This is a genomic window from Mycobacterium sp. NGS11 (genome assembly GCF_059813315.1).
In genome coordinates this window covers 117,111-134,144 of the sequence record NZ_JCALEJ010000009.1, presented here as the reverse complement: position 1 = coordinate 134,144, position 17,034 = coordinate 117,111, and the positions used below count along the sequence as shown (strand labels likewise).

Here is a 17,034-nt window from a genome sequence, read left to right as displayed (position 1 = left end):
AGGAATGACCGCCACGATCGACCCGCGCCGCCACGATGCGGTGCTGTTCGACACCGAGTCCGCGCTGGGCTCCGCGCTGGCCGCACAGCTGCGCGAGATCGGGGTGGGCGCCGCCGTCATTTCGGCGGACGGTCCGGTGCAGGCGGCCGACGGTCTGCGGGTACGCCCAGGCCGCTGCGTCGTGGTCGCCGGGGATGCCGCGGGGGTCGAGGCCGCGCGTGCCGCCGGCTTCGCGTTGGTGATCGGCGTCGACCCGGCCGGGAACGGCGGCGCGTTACGCGAGGCCGACGCGGTGGTCGCCGATCTGGGCGATGTGACCGTGCGGACCGGCGACCGCCGGATGTCGCAGCTGCCCGACGCGTCGCAGGCCCTGGCCGATGGGCTGGCCGACCGGCGACCGGCGGTGTTCTTCGACTTCGACGGAACCCTGTCCGACATCGTCGACGACCCGGACTCGGCGCGGCCCGTCGCCGGGGCCACCGAGGCGCTGGAAAAACTGGCCGCTCGGTGCCCCGTCGCGGTGCTGTCCGGCCGCGATCTCGCCGACGTCACGAAACGCGTTGGCGTGCCTGGCGTCTGGTATGCCGGCAGCCACGGTTTCGAGCTGACCGCCCCCGACGGCACGCACCACCAGAACGACGACGCGGCCGCCGCCATTCCGGTGCTCGAGCAGGCGGCCGCTCAGCTGCGCGACCAGCTCGGCGCGATCGCCGGTGTTGCGGTGGAGCACAAGCGATTCGGGGTGGCCGTGCATTACCGCAACGCCGAGCGCGACCGCGTCGGCGAGGTGCTGGCGGCGGTGCGCGCGGCGGGTCGCCGCGACGAGCTTCGGGTGACCACCGGCCGCGAGGTCATCGAGCTGCGCCCAGACCTGGACTGGGACAAGGGAAAAACGCTGCGCTGGGTGATCGATCACCTGCACGAGGCCGGGTCGGGTTCGCTGACGCCGGTCTACCTCGGCGACGACATCACCGACGAGGACGCGTTCGACGCGGTGCGCGCCGATGGCGTGCCGATCCTGGTGCGCCACGGCGACGACGGCGACCGCGCCACCGCGGCGCTGTTCGCTCTGGACAGCCCCGCCCGGGCGGGCGAGTTCACCGACCGGCTGGCCGATCAGCTCCAAAATCTCCAGCGCTAGGCGTATTCCACGGCGCCGTCGTCGAGCACCACCCGGGTGTCGGCCCCGTCCGGGCCGGAAGCCTCGGTGCGGAACACGGCCTTGCCCGGCTCGGTGCGCCAGATCAGCGTGGTCAGCGTCTCGCCGGGGAACACCGGCGAGGTGAACCGCGACGCGATCGAGGTGACGTTGGCCGCGACACCCCCACCCAACTCGGACACCAGCGCTCGACCCGATACCCCGTAGGTGCACAGCCCGTGCAGGATCGGCTTGGGGAAGCCGGCCAGCTCCCGGGCGAACCACGGGTCGCTGTGCAGCGGGTTGCGGTCTCCGGAGAGCCGGTAGATCAGCGCCTGGTCCTCGCGGGTGGGCAGCGGGATGCGGGCGTCGGGCTCACGGTCCGGGAATTCCGGCGCGACGGGCCGCTGCCCCGGCATGCCCCCGAAACCGCCCTCGCCGCGGATGACCAGGGTGGTGAGTGTCTCGGCGATCAGCTGCCCGGAATCCGGCTCGGTGCCCCGGCCGCGCAACACCAGGATCGCGTTCTTGCCCTCACCCTTGTCCTGGATGTCGGCGACCTCGGACACGACCGAGAGCTTGCCCGCGGGCGGCAGCGGCGCATGCAGCCGGATGCTTTGGGATCCGTGTAACAGCATGGCCCAGTTGAACTTTCCGACCAAACCGGCCGCGCCGAAGGCCGGGCAGCAGATGACCGCGTACGTGGGCAGCACCTGCTGGTCGATGTCGTGGCTGTTCTCGGTGGTGAAAGGCAGGTCCTCGACCCCGGCGCCGACACCGAGCGCGTAGAGCAGCGTGTCCCGGTCGGTCCATTCGAACTGCATGGGCTCGGTGACCGCGCCGACGGCACTCGGATCAATCGCCATGAATGTCTCCTGATCGTTGGTAGGGATCCTGAAGTCCACTCTGGCATCCGGCGGAATCGCGGCGCTACTGTAGGCCGCGCGGTAACAAACCAGCGCAAACCCTTCCCACCGGAGGCGTCGGCAGGGCAGGCTATCGACATGCCCAAGCGCAGCATGATCCGGAAAGCCGCGGTGACGCTCGCCGCGCTCACCGCCACGATGATCGTCGCCGGCTGCGGTGGTTCGCCGCAGGCGCGGTCCATCACCGTCACATTCATCCGGCACGCCCAGTCCGAGGCCAACGCCGCCGGCATCATCGACACCGAGGTGCCTGGCCCGGGCCTGACCCCAGAGGGCAAGGCGCAGGCCGAACAGCTCGCGCACCAACTGGGCCATAAGGACTACGACAGCGTCTACGCCTCCACGATGACCCGGGCTCAGCAAACCGCCGCTCCGCTGGCTGCCGAGCTCGGCAAGCAGGTGGAGGTTCTGCCCGGCCTCCAGGAGATCAACGCCGGCTGGTACAACGGCAAGCCCGAGTCGATGTCGAAGTCGACGTACATGCTGGCGCCGGTGGACTGGATCAACGGCGACGTCTCCAACAGCATCCCCGGCTCGGTCAGCGGCAAGGAATTCAACGACCAGTTCACCGGGGCCGTCAACAAGATCTACAACAGCGGCCACCGCAACCCGGTGGTGTTCTCGCACCGGAACTCCATCATGGTGTGGACGCTGCTGAACGTGAAGAACGCCAAGGACAGCCTGATGGACAGCCACCCGATTCCCAATACGGGTCGCGTGGTGATCAGCGGTAATCCGATGAACGGCTGGACGCTGGTCGACTGGGACGGGATCCGCGACTTCCGCAACTAGCGCTGCGCGCTGAACATCACAGTTGACGTGCGCGGCCGTCACCGCCACCATGTCTTCATGCGGTATGTCGTTACCGGCGGTACCGGGTTTATTGGTCGCCGTGTGGTGTCTCGTCTTCTGGAATCACGATCCGACGCGCAGGTGTTCGTGCTGGTGCGACGGCAGTCGCTGGGCCGCTTCGAGCGGCTCGCCGAACACTGGGGCGAGCGGGTGAAACCGCTGGTCGCCGGGCTGCCCGAGCTGGAGCTGAGCGACGAGGTCGTTGCCGAGCTGGGCCGGATCGATCACGTGGTGCACTGTGCGGCGATCTATGACATCACCGCCGGCGAGCCCGAGCAGCGGGCCAGCAACGTCGAGGGCACCCGCGCGGTGATCGGGCTGGCGCAGCGGCTGGACGCGACCTTGCACCATGTGTCGTCGATCGCGGTGGCCGGCGATTTCGCCGGCGAATACACCGAGGACGATTTCGACGTCGGCCAGCAACTGCCGACGCCGTACCACCAGACCAAGTTCGAGGCCGAGCTGCTGGTGCGCTCGGCGCCCGGACTGCGTCATCGCATCTACCGCCCGGCGGTGGTGGTCGGCGATTCGCGCACCGGCGAGATGGACAAGGTGGACGGGCCGTACTACTTCTTCGGCGTGCTGGCCAAGCTGGCCGTGCTCCCGTCGTTGACCCCGATGCTGCTGCCCGACACCGGCCGCACCAACATCGTCCCGGTCGACTACGTCGTCGACGCGCTGGTCGCGTTGATGCATGCCGACGGCCGTGACGGACAGACGTTCCACCTGACCGCCGAGAAAACGATTGGCCTGCGCGGCATCTACCGCGGCGTGGCCAAGGCGGCCGGGCTGCCGCCGCTGCGCGGTTCACTCCCCCGCGCGGTGGCCGCTCCGGTGCTCAAGGTGCGCGGACGCGCCAGAGTCGTGCGCAACATGGCGGCCACCCAGCTCGGCATTCCCGCCGAGGTGCTCGACGTCGTAGACCTGGCCCCCACCTTCGTCAGCGAGAAGACACGAAATGCCTTGCGGGGCACCGGCATAGACGTTCCGGAGTTCTCCAGCTACGCGCCCAAGCTGTGGCGGTACTGGGCGGAGCACCTGGATCCGGACCGTGCGCGCCGCGACGATCCGCACGAACCGTTGCGGGACCGCCACGTCATCGTCACCGGCGCGTCCAGCGGCATCGGCCGGGCGGCGGCCATCGCGATCGCCGAGCGGGGCGCAACCGTTTTCGCGCTGGCCCGCAGCGGTGAGGCGCTGGATTCGCTGGTCGCCGAGATCCGCGCCAATGGTGGTGCCGCCCATGCCTTTACCTGCGATGTCACCGATTCCGCGTCGGTGGAACACACGGTCAAAGACATCCTGGGGCGCTTCGACCACGTCGACTACCTGGTGAACAACGCCGGACGGTCGATCCGCCGCTCGGTGGTCAACTCGACCGACCGGCTGCACGATTACGAACGGGTGATGGCGGTCAACTACTTCGGGGCGGTGCGGATGGTGCTCGCGCTGTTACCGCATTGGCGCGAGCGGCGATTCGGTCACATCGTCAACGTGTCGAGCGCCGGCGTGCAGGCGCGCAATCCCAAGTACAGCTCCTACCTGCCGTCGAAGGCCGCGCTGGACGCGTTCTCCGACGTGGTGGGTTCGGAGGTGCTGTCCGACCACATCACCTTCACCAACATCCACATGCCGCTGGTGCGCACCCCGATGATCGTGCCGTCACACCGGCTCAACCCGGTGCCGGCGATCAGCCCCGAGCGTGCGGCGGCGATGGTGGTGCGCGGCCTGGTGGAAAAGCCGGCCCGCATCGACACCCCGCTGGGCACGCTCGCCGAGGCCGGCAATTACTTCGCGCCGAGGACCTCGCGACGGGTGCTGCACCAGCTCTACCTCGGCTATCCCGATTCGGCCGCGGCGCGCGGGTTGACCGCCGAACCCGCGCCGACGCCCGCTCCCCGGACCGCGCGGCGCAAGCCCAGCCGGCCCGTGCGCGCCGTCGCCCGGGGCATCCGGACACCCCGCCCGGTCAAGCGGCTGGTCCGCCTGGTGCCCGGCGTGCACTGGTGATCATTTCTCCAGCGTGAACTGGTTGACGTCGATGTATCCGATCCGGAACGCGTCGGCGCAACCGGTCAGGTATTTCATGTACCGCTCGTAGACTTCCTCGGACTGCACCGCGATGGCCTCGTCCTTGTGCGCCTGTAGTCCGGCGGCCCAGATGTCGAGCGTCTTGGCGTAGTGCGGCTGCAGCGACTGCACGCGACTCACGGTGAAGCCGTTCGCGGTGGCGCGTTCTTCCACCATCGGTATCGACGGCAGCCGCCCGCCCGGAAAGATCTCGGTGACAATGAATTTGATGAACCGGGCGAACGTGAACGAGATGGGCATGCCGCGTTCGGCCATCTCCTTCGGATGCAGCCCGGTGATGGTGTGCAGCAGCATCACCCCGTCGTCGGGCAGCAGGTCATGCGCCAGGGTGAAGAACGCGTCGTAGCGCTCGTGCCCGAAGTGCTCGAAGGCGCCGATGCTGACGATCCGGTCAACCGGCTCGTCGAACTGCTCCCAGCCTTTCAGCAGGACCCGCGCCGAACGAGGGCTACCGGACTGGGCGATCAGCCGTTCGACGTGTTCGGCCTGGTTGCGGCTCAGGGTGACGCCGACGACGTTGACGTCGTACTTTTCCACCGCGCGCATCATGGTGGCGCCCCAACCGCAGCCGACGTCGAGCAACGTCATGCCCGGCTGCAGGCCGAGTTTGCCGAGCGCGAGGTCGATCTTGGCGATCTGCGCCTCTTCCAGCGTCATGTCGTCGCGCTCGAAGTAGGCGCAGCTGTAGGTCTGGGTCGGGTCTAGAAACAGCCGGAAGAACTCGTCCGACAGGTCGTAGTGGGCCTGCACATCGTCGAAGTGCGGCGTGAGATCAGTCCCCTCGGGGGGCTCCGACGTGGTTGGCATCGTGCCAGCCTAGCCCCGGTATCTTGGAAGCAATGAACTCGCCCGTTTTCGTCGACGTCGATACCGGCGTGGACGATGCGCTGGCGCTGATGTACCTGTTCGCCAGCCCGGACGCCGAAGTGGTCGGCATCGCCTCGACCGGGGGAAACGTTGGGGTAAAGCAGGTTTGCGAAAACAACCTGGGCCTGCTGGAGCTGTGTAAACGCACCGGGATCCCGGTTTCCAGGGGTTACGAGCAGACCCTGACCGGCCCGATGCGGCTGCCGTCAAAAGTCCACGGCCCCAGGGGATTGGGCTACGCCGACCTGCCGCCGGGGTCGGGCCGGCTCACCGGCTACGACTCGGCCGGCGCCTGGGTGCGCGCGGCGCGCGCGGATCCCGGCGAGCTCATCGGCGTGGCGACCGGGCCGCTGACCAACCTCGCGCTGGCACTGCGCGACGAGCCCGAGTTGCCGGCGCTGCTCAAGCGGCTGGTGATCATGGGCGGTTCCTACGATCACCGGGGCAACACCACCGCGGTGGCGGAGTGGAACATCAGCGTCGACCCCGAGGCGGCGGCCGAGGTGCTGGCCGCCTGGTGCCCGGAAGTCGTTGGGCAACAGCGGCTTCCGATTCTGTGCGGCCTTGATCTGACGCGCAAGGTGGCGATGACGCCCGATCACCTGGCGCGCCTGGCGGCGGTCGCGGAGTCGACGACGACGCGGCTGGGCGAACATGACGCGCCGGGAACCCGGTCGAGCGCGTCCAACCCGCTGATTCGGGTGATCGAGGACGCGATGCGGTTCTACCTGGAGGCCTATCACGAACTCGGCCACGGGTATCAGGCACACCTGCACGATCCGTTGGCCGCAGCCGTCGCGCTGGATCCCGAACTGGTCAAGACGCGTCCGGCGACGGTGGACATCGAGCTGACCGGAACGCTGACCCGCGCCATGACGGTGACGGATTGGTCGAACCGTCGAGAACCCAACGCGCTCATCGGGATTGACGTGGACGCGGCGGCATTTTTCGATCGGTTCATCGAACGGGTGGGACTGTTCGCACGTCAAATAGGGGGTTTCTGAATGAAGATTCGTGCGATCGAGCTGATCCGGGCGGGGTGGGGCGCCGTGCTGCTGGCCGCCCCGGGCGAGGTGCTCGAGCACATCCACGGGGTGCGGGTGGACCGCAAGGCGCTCGTCGTCACCCGGATCCTGGGCGCACGCCACCTGACTCAGGCGGCGCTGTCGGGGGTCAATCCCGGCCCGGAGGTGCTGGCGGCGGGGGTTTGGGTCGACACCGTGCACTCGGCGACGGCGCTCGGCCTGGCCGTGGTCGACCGGCGCCGCGCTCGCGGAGGGGTGACCGACGCCGTCGTCGCGGCGTCGTGGGCGGTCCTGGGCTGGCGCCACCTGCGCGCCGGCAAAGCCAGGACCGACGGTGTGCACGGCCGCGACCGGCTGGCCCGCGCCGTGGTGGGCGCGCTGCCCGGCGGTCGAGGGCTGATGGCGCGGGCGCAGGCGGTCCGCGCGCAATAACGCCGGGTGAGCTGCGATATCCGCAAAGCGAAAGGCGGCCGTCCAACGTTTCCGCCGTTGGGGGCAATGACGCATTGTGTTTTCATGTTTGGTGGGGAGGGGGGTCGACGTGACGCGTCGGCGGCCCTGAAAGTGAAAGGTTTTTGCAAGTCATGACGGAGTTGGTTACCGGAAAAGCGTTGCCCAATGTGGTCGTCACCGGTGTGGCGATGACGACCGCGCTGGCAACTGATGCCGAAACCACCTGGAAGTTGTTGCTGGACAGGCAAAGTGGTATCCGCAAGCTCGAGGACTCGTTCGTCGAGGAATTCGACCTGCCGGTGCGCATCGGCGGGCATCTGCAGGAGGAATTCGACGCCGGACTGACGCGCGCCGAACGCCACCGGATGGGTTACCTGCAGCGGATGTCGACGGTGTTGAGCCGTCGGGTCTGGGAGAACGCCGGTTCGCCGGAGGTCGACAGCGATCGGTTGATGGTGTCCATCGGCACCGGCCTGGGGTCCGCGGAGCAGATCGTGTTCAGTTACGACGATTTGCGGGCTCGCGGCATCAAGGGGGTCTCACCGCTGGCGGTGTCGAAGTACATGCCCGACGGAGCGGCCGTCGCGGTGGGACTGGAGCGGCACGCCAAGGCCGGGGTGATCACGCCGGTGTCGGCGTGCGCGTCGGGTTCTGAGGGCGTGGCGCAGGCGTGGCGCAACATCGTGTTCGGCGAGGCCGACATTGCGATCTGCGGCGGCGTGGAGGTCAGGATCGAGGCGGTCGCGATCGCGGCGTTCGCTCAGATGCGCATCGTGATGTCGACCAAGAACGACGACCCGGTGGGCGCGTGTCGCCCGTTCGACCGCGACCGCACCGGCTTCGTGTTCGGCGAGGCCGGCGCGCTGATGGTCATCGAGACCGAGGAACACGCCAAAGCCCGCGGCGCCAACATCTTGGCCCGCATCATGGGCGCCAGCATCACCTCCGACGGCTACCACATGGTGGCGCCGGACCCCAACGGCGAACGCGCCGGGCACGCCATGAGCCGGGCCATCCAGCTTGCGGGCCTGTCCCCCAGCGATATTCACCACGTCAACGCCCACGCCACCGGCACCTCCGTCGGTGACGTCGCCGAGAGCAAGGCCATCAACAACGCGCTGGGCAGCAACAAGCCGGCCGTCTATGCCCCCAAAGCCGCGCTGGGCCACTCGGTGGGCGCGGTCGGAGCCGTGGAATCCATCCTGACCGTGCTCGCGCTGCGCGACCAGGTGGTCCCGCCCACGCTCAACCTGGAAAACCTCGACCCCGAAATCGACCTCGACGTCGTGGCCGGCAAACCACGGCCGGGCAACTACGAGTACGCGATCAACAACTCGTTCGGGTTCGGCGGACACAACGTGGCCATCGCCTTCGGGCGCTACTGATCCGCGGCATAGACCGCCGCGCTGATCCTCGAGCGCTCGTTTGGTGATCCAGGCACGGGGAAGTCAGCGACTATGGCCTTCGCCGATTATCAAAAAGAGTTGTACGACCAGTCGCTGCACGGAAATCAGCCCCAGTACCCGATCAAGTTCGAGGACCTGGAGGCAAAGGCCGCCGCGGCGATGACGCCGAAAGTGCTGCAATACGTCGCGGGCGGCGCCGGTGACGAGCACACCCAGCGCGCCAACTGTGCGGCGTTCAAGCGCTGGGGCCTGTATCCGCGGATGGGGATCGCCCCGGAGGAACGCGACATGTCGGTCGAGCTGTTCGGCATGAAGTTTCCGTCTCCGATCTTCATGGCACCCATCGGCGTCATCGGGGTGTGCGACCCGAACGGCCACGGGGACATGCTGTGTGCGCGGGCCTCGGTCCGCACCGGTGTCCCGTTCTTCGTCGGCACGCTTACCTCCGACCCGATGGAAGATATCGCCGCCGAGCTCGGGGACACCCCGGCGTTTTTCCAGCTGTACACGCCGCCGGATCGCAAGATGGGCGCCAGCCTGGTGCACCGCGCCGAGGCGGCCGGCTTCAAAAGCATCGCCGTCACCCTGGACACCTGGGTCACCGGCTGGCGGCCTCGCGATCTGAGCGGGGGGAACTACCCGCAGGTGCCCAGCGGGTGTCTGGCCAACTACACCAGCGACCCGGTTTTTCGCGCCGACCTGAGCCCGGGCGAAGACGCCACCGAGGCGGCGGTGCGCAAGCTGCCGATCTTCGGCGGCCCGTTCCGGTGGGACGACCTGGAGTGGCTGCGGGCGGAGACAGACCTGCCGCTGATGGTCAAGGGCATCTGCCACCCCGACGATGTTCGCCGCGCCAAAGACATTGGCGTGGACGGCATTTACTGCTCCAACCACGGCGGACGGCAGGCCAACGGTGGGCTGCCCTGCTTGGATTGCCTGCCCGAAGTGCTCGAGGCGGCCGACGGAATGCCGGTGCTGTTCGACTCGGGTGTGCGCAGCGGGGCCGACATCATCAAGGCGCTCGCGCTGGGGGCGACGGCCGTCGGGATCGGCCGACCCTACGCCTACGGGCTGGCGCTCGGTGGCGTGGACGGCGTTGTGCACGTGCTGCGCTCGCTGCTGGCCGAGGCGGACCTGATCATGGCCGTCGACGGGTATCCCTCGCTGAAGGACCTGACCCCCGAGGCGCTGCGGCCCACCTACTCGTAACTCCCCTCCACATACCAGCGTCGCTGGCGATAGCACAGCAGCAGCGCACGCTCGTTCTCCAGCAACACCTGGGCGCGGGCGGTGCGGCCCTTACTCAATTCGGGGCCCCACCATCGCTCGTCGACCGGCCAGGGCCCGGACCACCAGCACAGCCGCTCGTCGCGGCCGTGGGCGATCATGCGTGCGGGGTCGGCTGAGAACAGCCCCCGGATGGTCACCCGTATCGGGTTTCCTTGGGCGTCAAGCAGTTCCACCGGGTCGTCCAGCAGCACCGACGGTGACGGCTCGGGCAGCCGGCCAGGCCACGGCGGATCGGGATCGGCCCGCGGCACCGGCTCGTCGCCGAGCGGGATCAGCGTGATGCGTTCGGCCGGGCCGCGCCCGCCGGACAGCACCGGCACTCGCACCGCTTCCGGGCCGAGCAGACCCTGCACCCGCACCAGCGCCCGGCGAGCCCGCAGCCTGTCCTCCTCGCCCAGGCCGCCCCAGAGCGGCAACTGCAGCGCCTCGGCGGAGACCACCTCCACCGCCTTGAGCCGCAACAGCGTCACCGCGGCGGTGGGACGGGGATTGCGCGCGGTGCGGCTGCTCAACCATCCGTCGAGCTGCCAGCGCACCCGGTCGGCGGTGGCATCTTCGGTCAACGGCTCGGCGCACCGCCATACCCGGTGCAGTTCTTCGCCGTTGGCGGTGACGGCGTGGATGGCCAGCCGGGTGCATCCCACACCGGCGGCCATCAGCGTCTGATGCAGGCTGCCGGCCAGTGAGCGCCCGGCGAACGCCGCGGCATCCACCCGGTCGATCGGCGGGTCGCAGTCCAGCACGGCTTCGAGTTCGGCCGGCGGCTCCCGGCCCGACGGCGGCCGTTCGGGTTCGCCGCGGGCCAACCGGTGTGCGGCCACCCCGTCGGCGCCGAACCGGGAAGCCACGTCGCTGCGCGACAGCGCGGCGAACTGCCCGATGGTGCGAATCCCCATCCGCCACAACAGGTCTGTCAGCTCTTCTCGGCCGGCGCCGGACAGGCTCGGCTCGGTGGCGAGTTGGCGGATGGACAGCACCGACAAGAACTTCGCGTCACCCCCCGGCTCGACGACACGGCCCGCCCGCGCCGCGAAGACCGCGGTGGACAACTGGTCGGCGACCCCGGCCTGACACTCCGCGCCGGCCACTGAACTCACAGCCACCGCATCGATCAGCCGTTCGGCGGCGGTGGCCTCGGACCCGAAATAGCGGGCCGCCCCACGCACCGGCAACACCAGGAGGCCGGGCCGCAGCACCTCGGCGCGGGGCACCAGGTCGTCCACCGCCGCGATCACCGCTTCGAAAAAACGGGCGTCGCGGTCCGCGTCGGCGGCGGTGACGTGCAGTTGCGGGCACCGGGCGGCCGCCTCCCGACGCCGCAGTCCCCGCCGCACCCCCGCCGCGCGGGCGGCCGACGAGCAGGCGATCACCCGGTTGGCCAGCGTGACCGCGATCGGGGCGGTCGCGGACAGACCCGCGGCCGTCGCCGCCGCGACCGCGGGCCAATCCATGCACCAGATCGCCAAAACCCTTGAGTTAGAAGGGGATACCATGGGCTACCCGGCTCGCGCTGGGGTCATCACCCGTCGTCCCGCGCACGTCCCGCTGACCTGCAGCCGCACCCCACCGATCCGGCCGAATCCGGGACGGCCGTCTGCGGTGATCTCGTAACCACAGACCCGGGCGGCAAGGCGCGTCGGCGCCCCCTGCCAATCGCCGCCGGTGACCAACAGGGTGCAGCCCTTGTTCCGGGCGCGGGCCACCACCGCCCGCGCCCGGGTGGGCGGCACCCGGCGCCCACCCAGCCCCAGGACCACCAGATCCATGCCGTCGGCGAGCACCGCGGCCACCTCCACCGGATCGGTGCCGGGATCCGGTATCACCGCGAGCCGGCTCAGATCCGCACCCATCTCCGCGGCGGCCAGCAGCCCGATGTCCGGCTGGCCGACGATTGCAGCGTTGCCGCCGGCCGCCGTGACGGCGGCCACCATGCTCAGCAGCAGCGACCGGGCGCCCGAGAGCACCGCGACCGTGCCCCGCGGCACCGGCGCGGGCAGCAGTTCGGCCAGCCACGGCGGGAGGGCCAGCTGGGATTCCGAGTTCGGCAGCAGGTCCTCAGTGGGCGCGGCGGCGGCGGGCGCGGCCTTCTTCCCGGAGATGCTCGCCATCCGCCGGCGAAGCGATTCCAGCTGCTCAGCACGGGTTTCCCGGTGACGACTGGAGGCAAAAGCCGCGGTCATGACCAGCCTCCCCTAATCCCAATTCGAAAGTATGTTCGAAGTAAACACTCGCCCTCCGACAGCCGTCAAGCAACGTGAGGGACAGCGTTATGCGATCGATACTGATGGGGCTGATGGTGCTTTTTTGGTGAGAAATTTTTTCGGCGCTACCGCCGGCCCCTCATCCAAAGCCGGCGGCCGCGCGGATCTGCCGACGGGCCGCCAGCGGATCGGAATCGGGAAATATGTAATGGCTCAAGGCGGTTCGCGCGATCGCACCCGCAAGGTCAGGGGCGGCCGCCGCGGCACCGAAGCCACCCTCGCGCGCGCACTGGCGCAGGACGCCCACCAGCCCTTCGGTGATCATCGGCAGCGCCCGGGCCATTTGCTGGTACGCGAAACCCGGCTCCAGGTCGAGCTGCCGCCCTGGCGGCTGATCTTCGACGAAAGTCGCGATGACGTCGACGGCGGCCTCCAGCCGCGCAACCCCGGTCACCCCGGCCATCGCCCTGTCCAGGGCCGTGTTGAAGCGCCGGCGCTCCTGGGTCCCCAGCGCATCGATCAGGGCGTCCTTGGAGGCGAAGTAGCGGTAAATGGTCGGCCGGGACACCCCGGCCCGGGTCGCAACGTCGGACAGTGACAGCTTGCGGGCGCCCATGCCGAGCACGAGCTGCCGCGCGGCCTCGAGTATCCGGTCGGCGACATCGGCCTGGGGTGAAGAGGATTGGCGCGGTTCGGCCGTGGGCACTGCGGCCTCCCCTTTCAGGCGGGCACCGAATCGAGCCGGCCCAGTTCACGCAGCCACGGGATCAGCAGGCGCAGCCCGTCGTCGAACGACATCGGGTCGTAGCCGAGGCGCCGGGCCGTCAGGTTGTCCTTGGACCTGGGCTTGCGGACGTCCTTGGCCGCCGCCTCGGCGATGGCCATCAAGGTGGGCCCGAACTCTGCCGTCAACGCTTCCGGGTCGGACCGGTAGTCGAGATCTTCGACCCGATGATCGATTCCGGCGATCTCACAGGCGCGATTGATACCGGCGGCGGTGCTGATGGTGGCCTGCGACTGGCCGACCAACAGGTATCGCTCGCCGGCGATTCCGCGGTCCAGCGCGGCGATCGAGCCCTTGGCGACATCCCTGCCCGCGACCCATGTCACGGGAAAGGCCAGATAGCGCTTGATCTTTCCGCGCAGACCGGCCAACAGCACCCTGTTGAAGCTGGTGCGGTGCAGGGCACGCTCGACGACGGGCGCGGGTCCGAAGATCGCGCCGGGGTGGCAGGTCAGCACGTCCTCGCCCGCGGCGGCACGTCGGTGGGCGTCCAGGAACGCGGCGAGCTTGGTGACGGTATAGGGATCGGTGGGCGGGTTCTCCAGCACCGGGGCCTCCTCGAAGTCGAGGTTGGTGCTCAGGTTCAAAAAGGTGGCCGTGCTCAGCGCGACGACTCGGCGCATGCCGTGGCGCTTTGCCGCATCGAGCACGTTGGCGGTGCCCACCACGTTGACCGCCTTGAAGTCGTCGAGGTCTTGGCTTGCCCCGCCCAGCAGCGCCGCGCAGTGGATGGCCGCTTCGGCACCCTTGGCCGCCCGAAGCACATCGCCGGCGTCGCTGATGTCGCCCTCGATCAGTTCGACCCCGATACCGGCCAGCGCCGTGGCCTCGTCCGGATTGCGGACCAGCGCGCGGACCCGGTCGCCGCGCTCGATCAGCTGTTCGCAGACATTGCCGCCGGTCTGGCCGGTGGCACCGGTGACGAAGATCGTATCGGCCATGGTCCGAGCCCCTTCGTTACATATCAAACAATTACAGTAAAACTTGTAATGCGTGAACTGTAAATACTATGCTCCATCTATGACGCTCCATCCGGCGAGCATCCTGTTGACCGACCGCGTCGCAGTCGTCACCGGTGGCGGGGCAGGCATCGGCCGCGGCATCGCCGCGGGGTTAGTGGCGTTCGGCGCGAAGGTGGCGATTTGGGAGCGCAACCCCGAATCGTGCGCAGCGGCCGCCGAGGAGATCGGCGCGCTGGGCATCCCTACCGACGTGCGCGACAGCGCCGCCGTCGACGCCGCACTCGCACGGACCACCGCGGAGCTCGGCCCTGTCACCATCCTGGTCAACAACGCCGGAGGGGTCTTCTGGTCCGGCATCCTCGACACGACCGAGAACGGCTGGGACGCGCTGTACAAATCCAACCTGCGCCACGTCTACTTATGCACCCAACGGGTGGCGCGCGGACTGGTTGAACGAAAGCTGGCGGGCAGCATCATCAGTGTCACCTCGATCGAAGGCGTCCGCGCCGCACCGGGTTTCGCGACATACGCGGCGGCCAAAGCCGGCGTGATCAACTACACCAAGACCGCGGCTCTCGAACTCGCACCACATCGCATTCGGGTGAACGCTCTGGCCCCCGACATAACGCTGACCGAAGGCATCATGCAGATGGCCCCTTCGGGCTCGGAGGGACGTTTCGGTTCCGTCGTTCCGATGGGGCGCGCCGGCCATGTCGACGAGATGGCCGGCGCCGCAGTCTTTCTCGCATCCGACATGTCCAGTTACATCACGGGACAGACGATCCATGTCGACGGCGGGACCCACGCCGCCGGCGGCTGGTACCACGATCCAAAGACCGGCGCATACGCCCTGGGACCGACCTGAGGAAGGATTCTGGAACGATCATGCCTCGTATCGAACCCATTCCGATGGATCGGCTCAGCGAGCATTCGCGCCACATCGTCGAGGCAGGAGTCGAAGCGGGACTCTACGCCACGCCGGTGCCGCTGCAGATTTTCGCGTATCGCAGCGCGCAACTTGACCAGGTCAACATGGCCAGGGCCCAGCTTGGGGCCGAAACACTGCTCGGCGCAAGGATATTGGAGCTGTTGCGCATCCGCAGCGCCCAGCTGGGCGAGTGCGAACCCTGCAGCCAGTCCCGCAAGCACGACTCGATCACCGACGAAGACGTTGCGTGTCTGCTGGCCGCGCAGCACGACCCTTTGACGCCGCAGGAGCAGATCGCCGTGGAATTCCTCGACCGGCTTTCGGGCGATCACCGCTCGATCGACGACGAGTTCTACCGGCGGTTGGGAGAACACTTCACCGCGGCGCAGATCGTCGAACTCGGATTCACGTGCGCCTCGACGATGGGACTGCACCGCTTCCTGCACACCCTTGACGTGTATGGCGATTCGCGTCCCGTTATCGGCTACTCGGACGACCAGGTCGATTCTGCCCGTCGGTAAGGACGGCTACTCCCACTCGATGGTGCCGGGTGGCTTACTGGTGATGTCCAGCACCACGCGGTTGACCTCGGCTACCTCGTTGGTGATTCGGGTCGAGATGCGCTCCAGCACCTCGTAGGGAACCCGGGTCCAGTCGGCGGTCATGGCGTCCTCACTGGTCACCGGCCGCAGCACGATCGGGTGCCCGTAGGTGCGGTTGTCGCCCTGCACGCCCACCGATCGGACGTCGCCCAGCAACACCACCGGGCACTGCCAGATCAGGCTGTCCAGGCCCGCCGCGGTCAGCTCCTCGCGCGCGATCGAATCCGCACGCCGCAGGGTGTCCAACCGCGCCGCGGTGACCTCGCCGACGACCCGGATTCCCAGGCCGGGCCCCGGGAACGGTTGGCGCGCAACGATTTCCTCTGGCAGGCCCAGCTCGCGCCCGACGGCGCGGACCTCGTCCTTGAACAGCAGCCGCAACGGCTCGACGAGTTTGAACTTCAGATCGCCGGGCAGGCCGCCGACGTTGTGGTGGCTCTTGATGTTCGCGGTGCCGCTGCCGCCACCGGACTCCACCACGTCGGGATACAGCGTGCCCTGCACCAGGAACTCGACGTCGGAACCGTTGTCCCCCACGATGTCTCGCACCGCGCCTTCGAAGGCCCGGATGAACTGACGGCCGATGATCTTGCGCTTGCCTTCGGGATTGGTCACTCCAGCGAGCGCATCCAGGAAGGTGTCGGCCGCATCGACGGTGACCAGGTTGGCGCCGGTGGCCGCGACGAAGTCACGTTGCACCTGTGCGCGCTCACCGGCGCGCAGCAGCCCGTGGTCGACGAAGACACACGTCAACCGGTCCCCGATGGCGCGCTGCACCAGCGCGGCGGCCACCGCGGAATCCACGCCGCCCGACAGCCCGCAAATCGCCCGGCCGTCCCCGATCTGGGCGCGCACCTGCTCGACCAGCGCCTCGGCGATGTTGGCGGCCGTCCAGTGCGCGCCCAGCCCGGCGAAGTCGTGCAGGAATCGGCTGAGCACCTGCTGCCCGTGCGGGCTGTGCATGACCTCCGGGTGGTACTGCACGCCGGCCAGGCGCCGCTGCCGGTTTTCGAAGGCGGCCACCGTTGCGCCGGAGCTGCTGGCCACCACCTCGAACCCGTCCGGCGCCGCTGTGACCGCGTCGCCATGGCTCATCCACACCGGCTGCGAACTCGGTAACCCCGAATGAAGTTCCCCACCAAGGACTTTCAGCTCAGTACGCCCGTATTCGCTGGTGCCGGTGTGCGCGACGGTCCCACCCAGCGCCTGCGCCATGGCCTGAAACCCGTAACAGATGCCGAACACCGGCACCCCGAGATCGAACACAGCCGGATCGAGCTGGGGCGCGCCGTCGGCGTAGACACTGGACGGGCCGCCGGAGAGCACCAGCGCCAGCGGGTCGCGGGCCTTGATCTCCTCGACCGTGGCGGTGTGCGGGATGACCTCGGAAAACACTCGGGCCTCGCGGACGCGGCGGGCGATCAGCTGCGCATACTGCGCGCCGAAGTCCACGACGAGCACCGGTCGAGCCGGCGCACCCGGCGCATCGGGATCAGCAGATTTCGCCAC

At 68.6% G+C, this 17,034-nt stretch carries 16 protein-coding genes; 9 read left to right on the top strand and 7 right to left on the bottom strand.

Going from position 1 to position 17,034, the window contains the following annotated elements:
* Window positions 1-4 precede the first annotated feature (4 nt).
* Window positions 5-1,141 (top strand): trehalose-phosphatase, encoded by a 1,137-nt coding sequence (gene otsB, locus AC5Y4T_RS13650; protein ID WP_499953686.1) that lies wholly within the window; start codon window positions 5-7, stop codon window positions 1,139-1,141.
* On the opposite strand, the gene AC5Y4T_RS13645 is transcribed toward otsB, so the two are convergent.
* Window positions 1,138-2,004 carry a MaoC family dehydratase gene (locus AC5Y4T_RS13645; RefSeq protein WP_499920518.1) on the bottom strand — a complete coding sequence of 289 codons (867 nt, stop codon included), beginning with the start codon at window positions 2,002-2,004 and terminating at the stop codon, window positions 1,138-1,140. The two genes, otsB and AC5Y4T_RS13645, sit on opposite strands and share 4 nt — an antisense overlap.
* Before the next feature lie 138 nt (window positions 2,005-2,142).
* On the opposite strand from AC5Y4T_RS13645, the gene AC5Y4T_RS13640 reads away from it, so the two are divergent.
* On the top strand, window positions 2,143-2,856 hold the full coding sequence (locus AC5Y4T_RS13640; protein WP_499920520.1) for a histidine phosphatase family protein: 714 nt from the start codon (window positions 2,143-2,145) through the stop codon (window positions 2,854-2,856).
* A gap of 57 nt (window positions 2,857-2,913) precedes the next feature.
* On the top strand, window positions 2,914-4,926 hold the full coding sequence (locus AC5Y4T_RS13635; protein WP_499953684.1) for an SDR family oxidoreductase: 2,013 nt from the start codon (window positions 2,914-2,916) through the stop codon (window positions 4,924-4,926).
* Here the strand turns inward: AC5Y4T_RS13635 and cmaA1 are convergent, their stop codons facing one another.
* A complete protein-coding gene (gene cmaA1 / locus AC5Y4T_RS13630) occupies window positions 4,927-5,814 on the bottom strand; it encodes a cyclopropane mycolic acid synthase CmaA1 (RefSeq protein ID WP_499920524.1) in 888 nt (295 codons plus the stop codon).
* 32 nt (window positions 5,815-5,846) lie between these two features.
* Between cmaA1 and AC5Y4T_RS13625 the strand changes: the two genes are divergently transcribed.
* The 4 genes from AC5Y4T_RS13625 (at window position 5,847) to AC5Y4T_RS13610 (ending at window position 9,967) form a co-directional block, all read left to right on the top strand.
* Window positions 5,847-6,878, top strand: coding sequence for a nucleoside hydrolase (locus tag AC5Y4T_RS13625; protein ID WP_499953682.1), 1,032 nt, complete (start codon window positions 5,847-5,849; stop codon window positions 6,876-6,878).
* On the top strand, window positions 6,879-7,331 hold the full coding sequence (locus tag AC5Y4T_RS13620; RefSeq protein ID WP_499947688.1) for a hypothetical protein: 453 nt from the start codon (window positions 6,879-6,881) through the stop codon (window positions 7,329-7,331).
* A 152-nt stretch (window positions 7,332-7,483) separates the two neighbouring features.
* Complete coding sequence (gene kasB / locus AC5Y4T_RS13615; RefSeq protein WP_499920530.1) at window positions 7,484-8,737, top strand: 3-oxoacyl-ACP synthase KasB; 1,254 nt, start codon at window positions 7,484-7,486, stop codon at window positions 8,735-8,737.
* Window positions 8,738-8,809: 72 nt separating this feature from the next.
* Window positions 8,810-9,967, top strand: coding sequence for an alpha-hydroxy-acid oxidizing protein (locus AC5Y4T_RS13610; RefSeq protein WP_499947692.1), 1,158 nt, complete (start codon window positions 8,810-8,812; stop codon window positions 9,965-9,967).
* On the opposite strand, the gene AC5Y4T_RS13605 is transcribed toward AC5Y4T_RS13610, so the two are convergent.
* The 4 genes from AC5Y4T_RS13605 to AC5Y4T_RS13590 all read right to left on the bottom strand — a co-directional run bounded on the left by AC5Y4T_RS13605 (window position 9,958) and on the right by AC5Y4T_RS13590 (window position 13,974).
* The gene (locus AC5Y4T_RS13605; protein ID WP_499953679.1) at window positions 9,958-11,541 is read right to left on the bottom strand and encodes a DNA polymerase Y family protein; all 1,584 of its coding nucleotides are present in this window, start codon (window positions 11,539-11,541) and stop codon (window positions 9,958-9,960) included. The genes AC5Y4T_RS13610 and AC5Y4T_RS13605 overlap by 10 nt on opposite strands.
* Before the next feature lie 3 nt (window positions 11,542-11,544).
* Window positions 11,545-12,228, bottom strand: a complete 684-nt coding sequence (gene imuA', locus AC5Y4T_RS13600) for a DnaE2-dependent mutagenesis accessory factor ImuA' (RefSeq protein ID WP_499920537.1) — start codon at window positions 12,226-12,228, stop codon at window positions 11,545-11,547.
* A 160-nt stretch (window positions 12,229-12,388) separates the two neighbouring features.
* Window positions 12,389-12,955 carry a TetR/AcrR family transcriptional regulator gene (locus AC5Y4T_RS13595; protein ID WP_499953675.1) on the bottom strand — a complete coding sequence of 189 codons (567 nt, stop codon included), beginning with the start codon at window positions 12,953-12,955 and terminating at the stop codon, window positions 12,389-12,391.
* 14 nt (window positions 12,956-12,969) lie between these two features.
* Window positions 12,970-13,974, bottom strand: coding sequence for an NAD-dependent epimerase/dehydratase family protein (locus AC5Y4T_RS13590; RefSeq protein WP_499920542.1), 1,005 nt, complete (start codon window positions 13,972-13,974; stop codon window positions 12,970-12,972).
* Between the two features lie 79 nt (window positions 13,975-14,053).
* Between AC5Y4T_RS13590 and AC5Y4T_RS13585 the strand changes: the two genes are divergently transcribed.
* Window positions 14,054-14,860 (top strand): SDR family NAD(P)-dependent oxidoreductase, encoded by an 807-nt coding sequence (locus tag AC5Y4T_RS13585; protein WP_499953670.1) that lies wholly within the window; start codon window positions 14,054-14,056, stop codon window positions 14,858-14,860.
* A 20-nt stretch (window positions 14,861-14,880) separates the two neighbouring features.
* Window positions 14,881-15,444, top strand: a complete 564-nt coding sequence (locus tag AC5Y4T_RS13580) for a carboxymuconolactone decarboxylase family protein (protein WP_499953666.1) — start codon at window positions 14,881-14,883, stop codon at window positions 15,442-15,444.
* A 6-nt stretch (window positions 15,445-15,450) separates the two neighbouring features.
* Here the strand turns inward: AC5Y4T_RS13580 and guaA are convergent, their stop codons facing one another.
* The gene (gene guaA, locus AC5Y4T_RS13575) at window positions 15,451-17,034 is read right to left on the bottom strand and encodes a glutamine-hydrolyzing GMP synthase (protein WP_499953662.1); all 1,584 of its coding nucleotides are present in this window, start codon (window positions 17,032-17,034) and stop codon (window positions 15,451-15,453) included.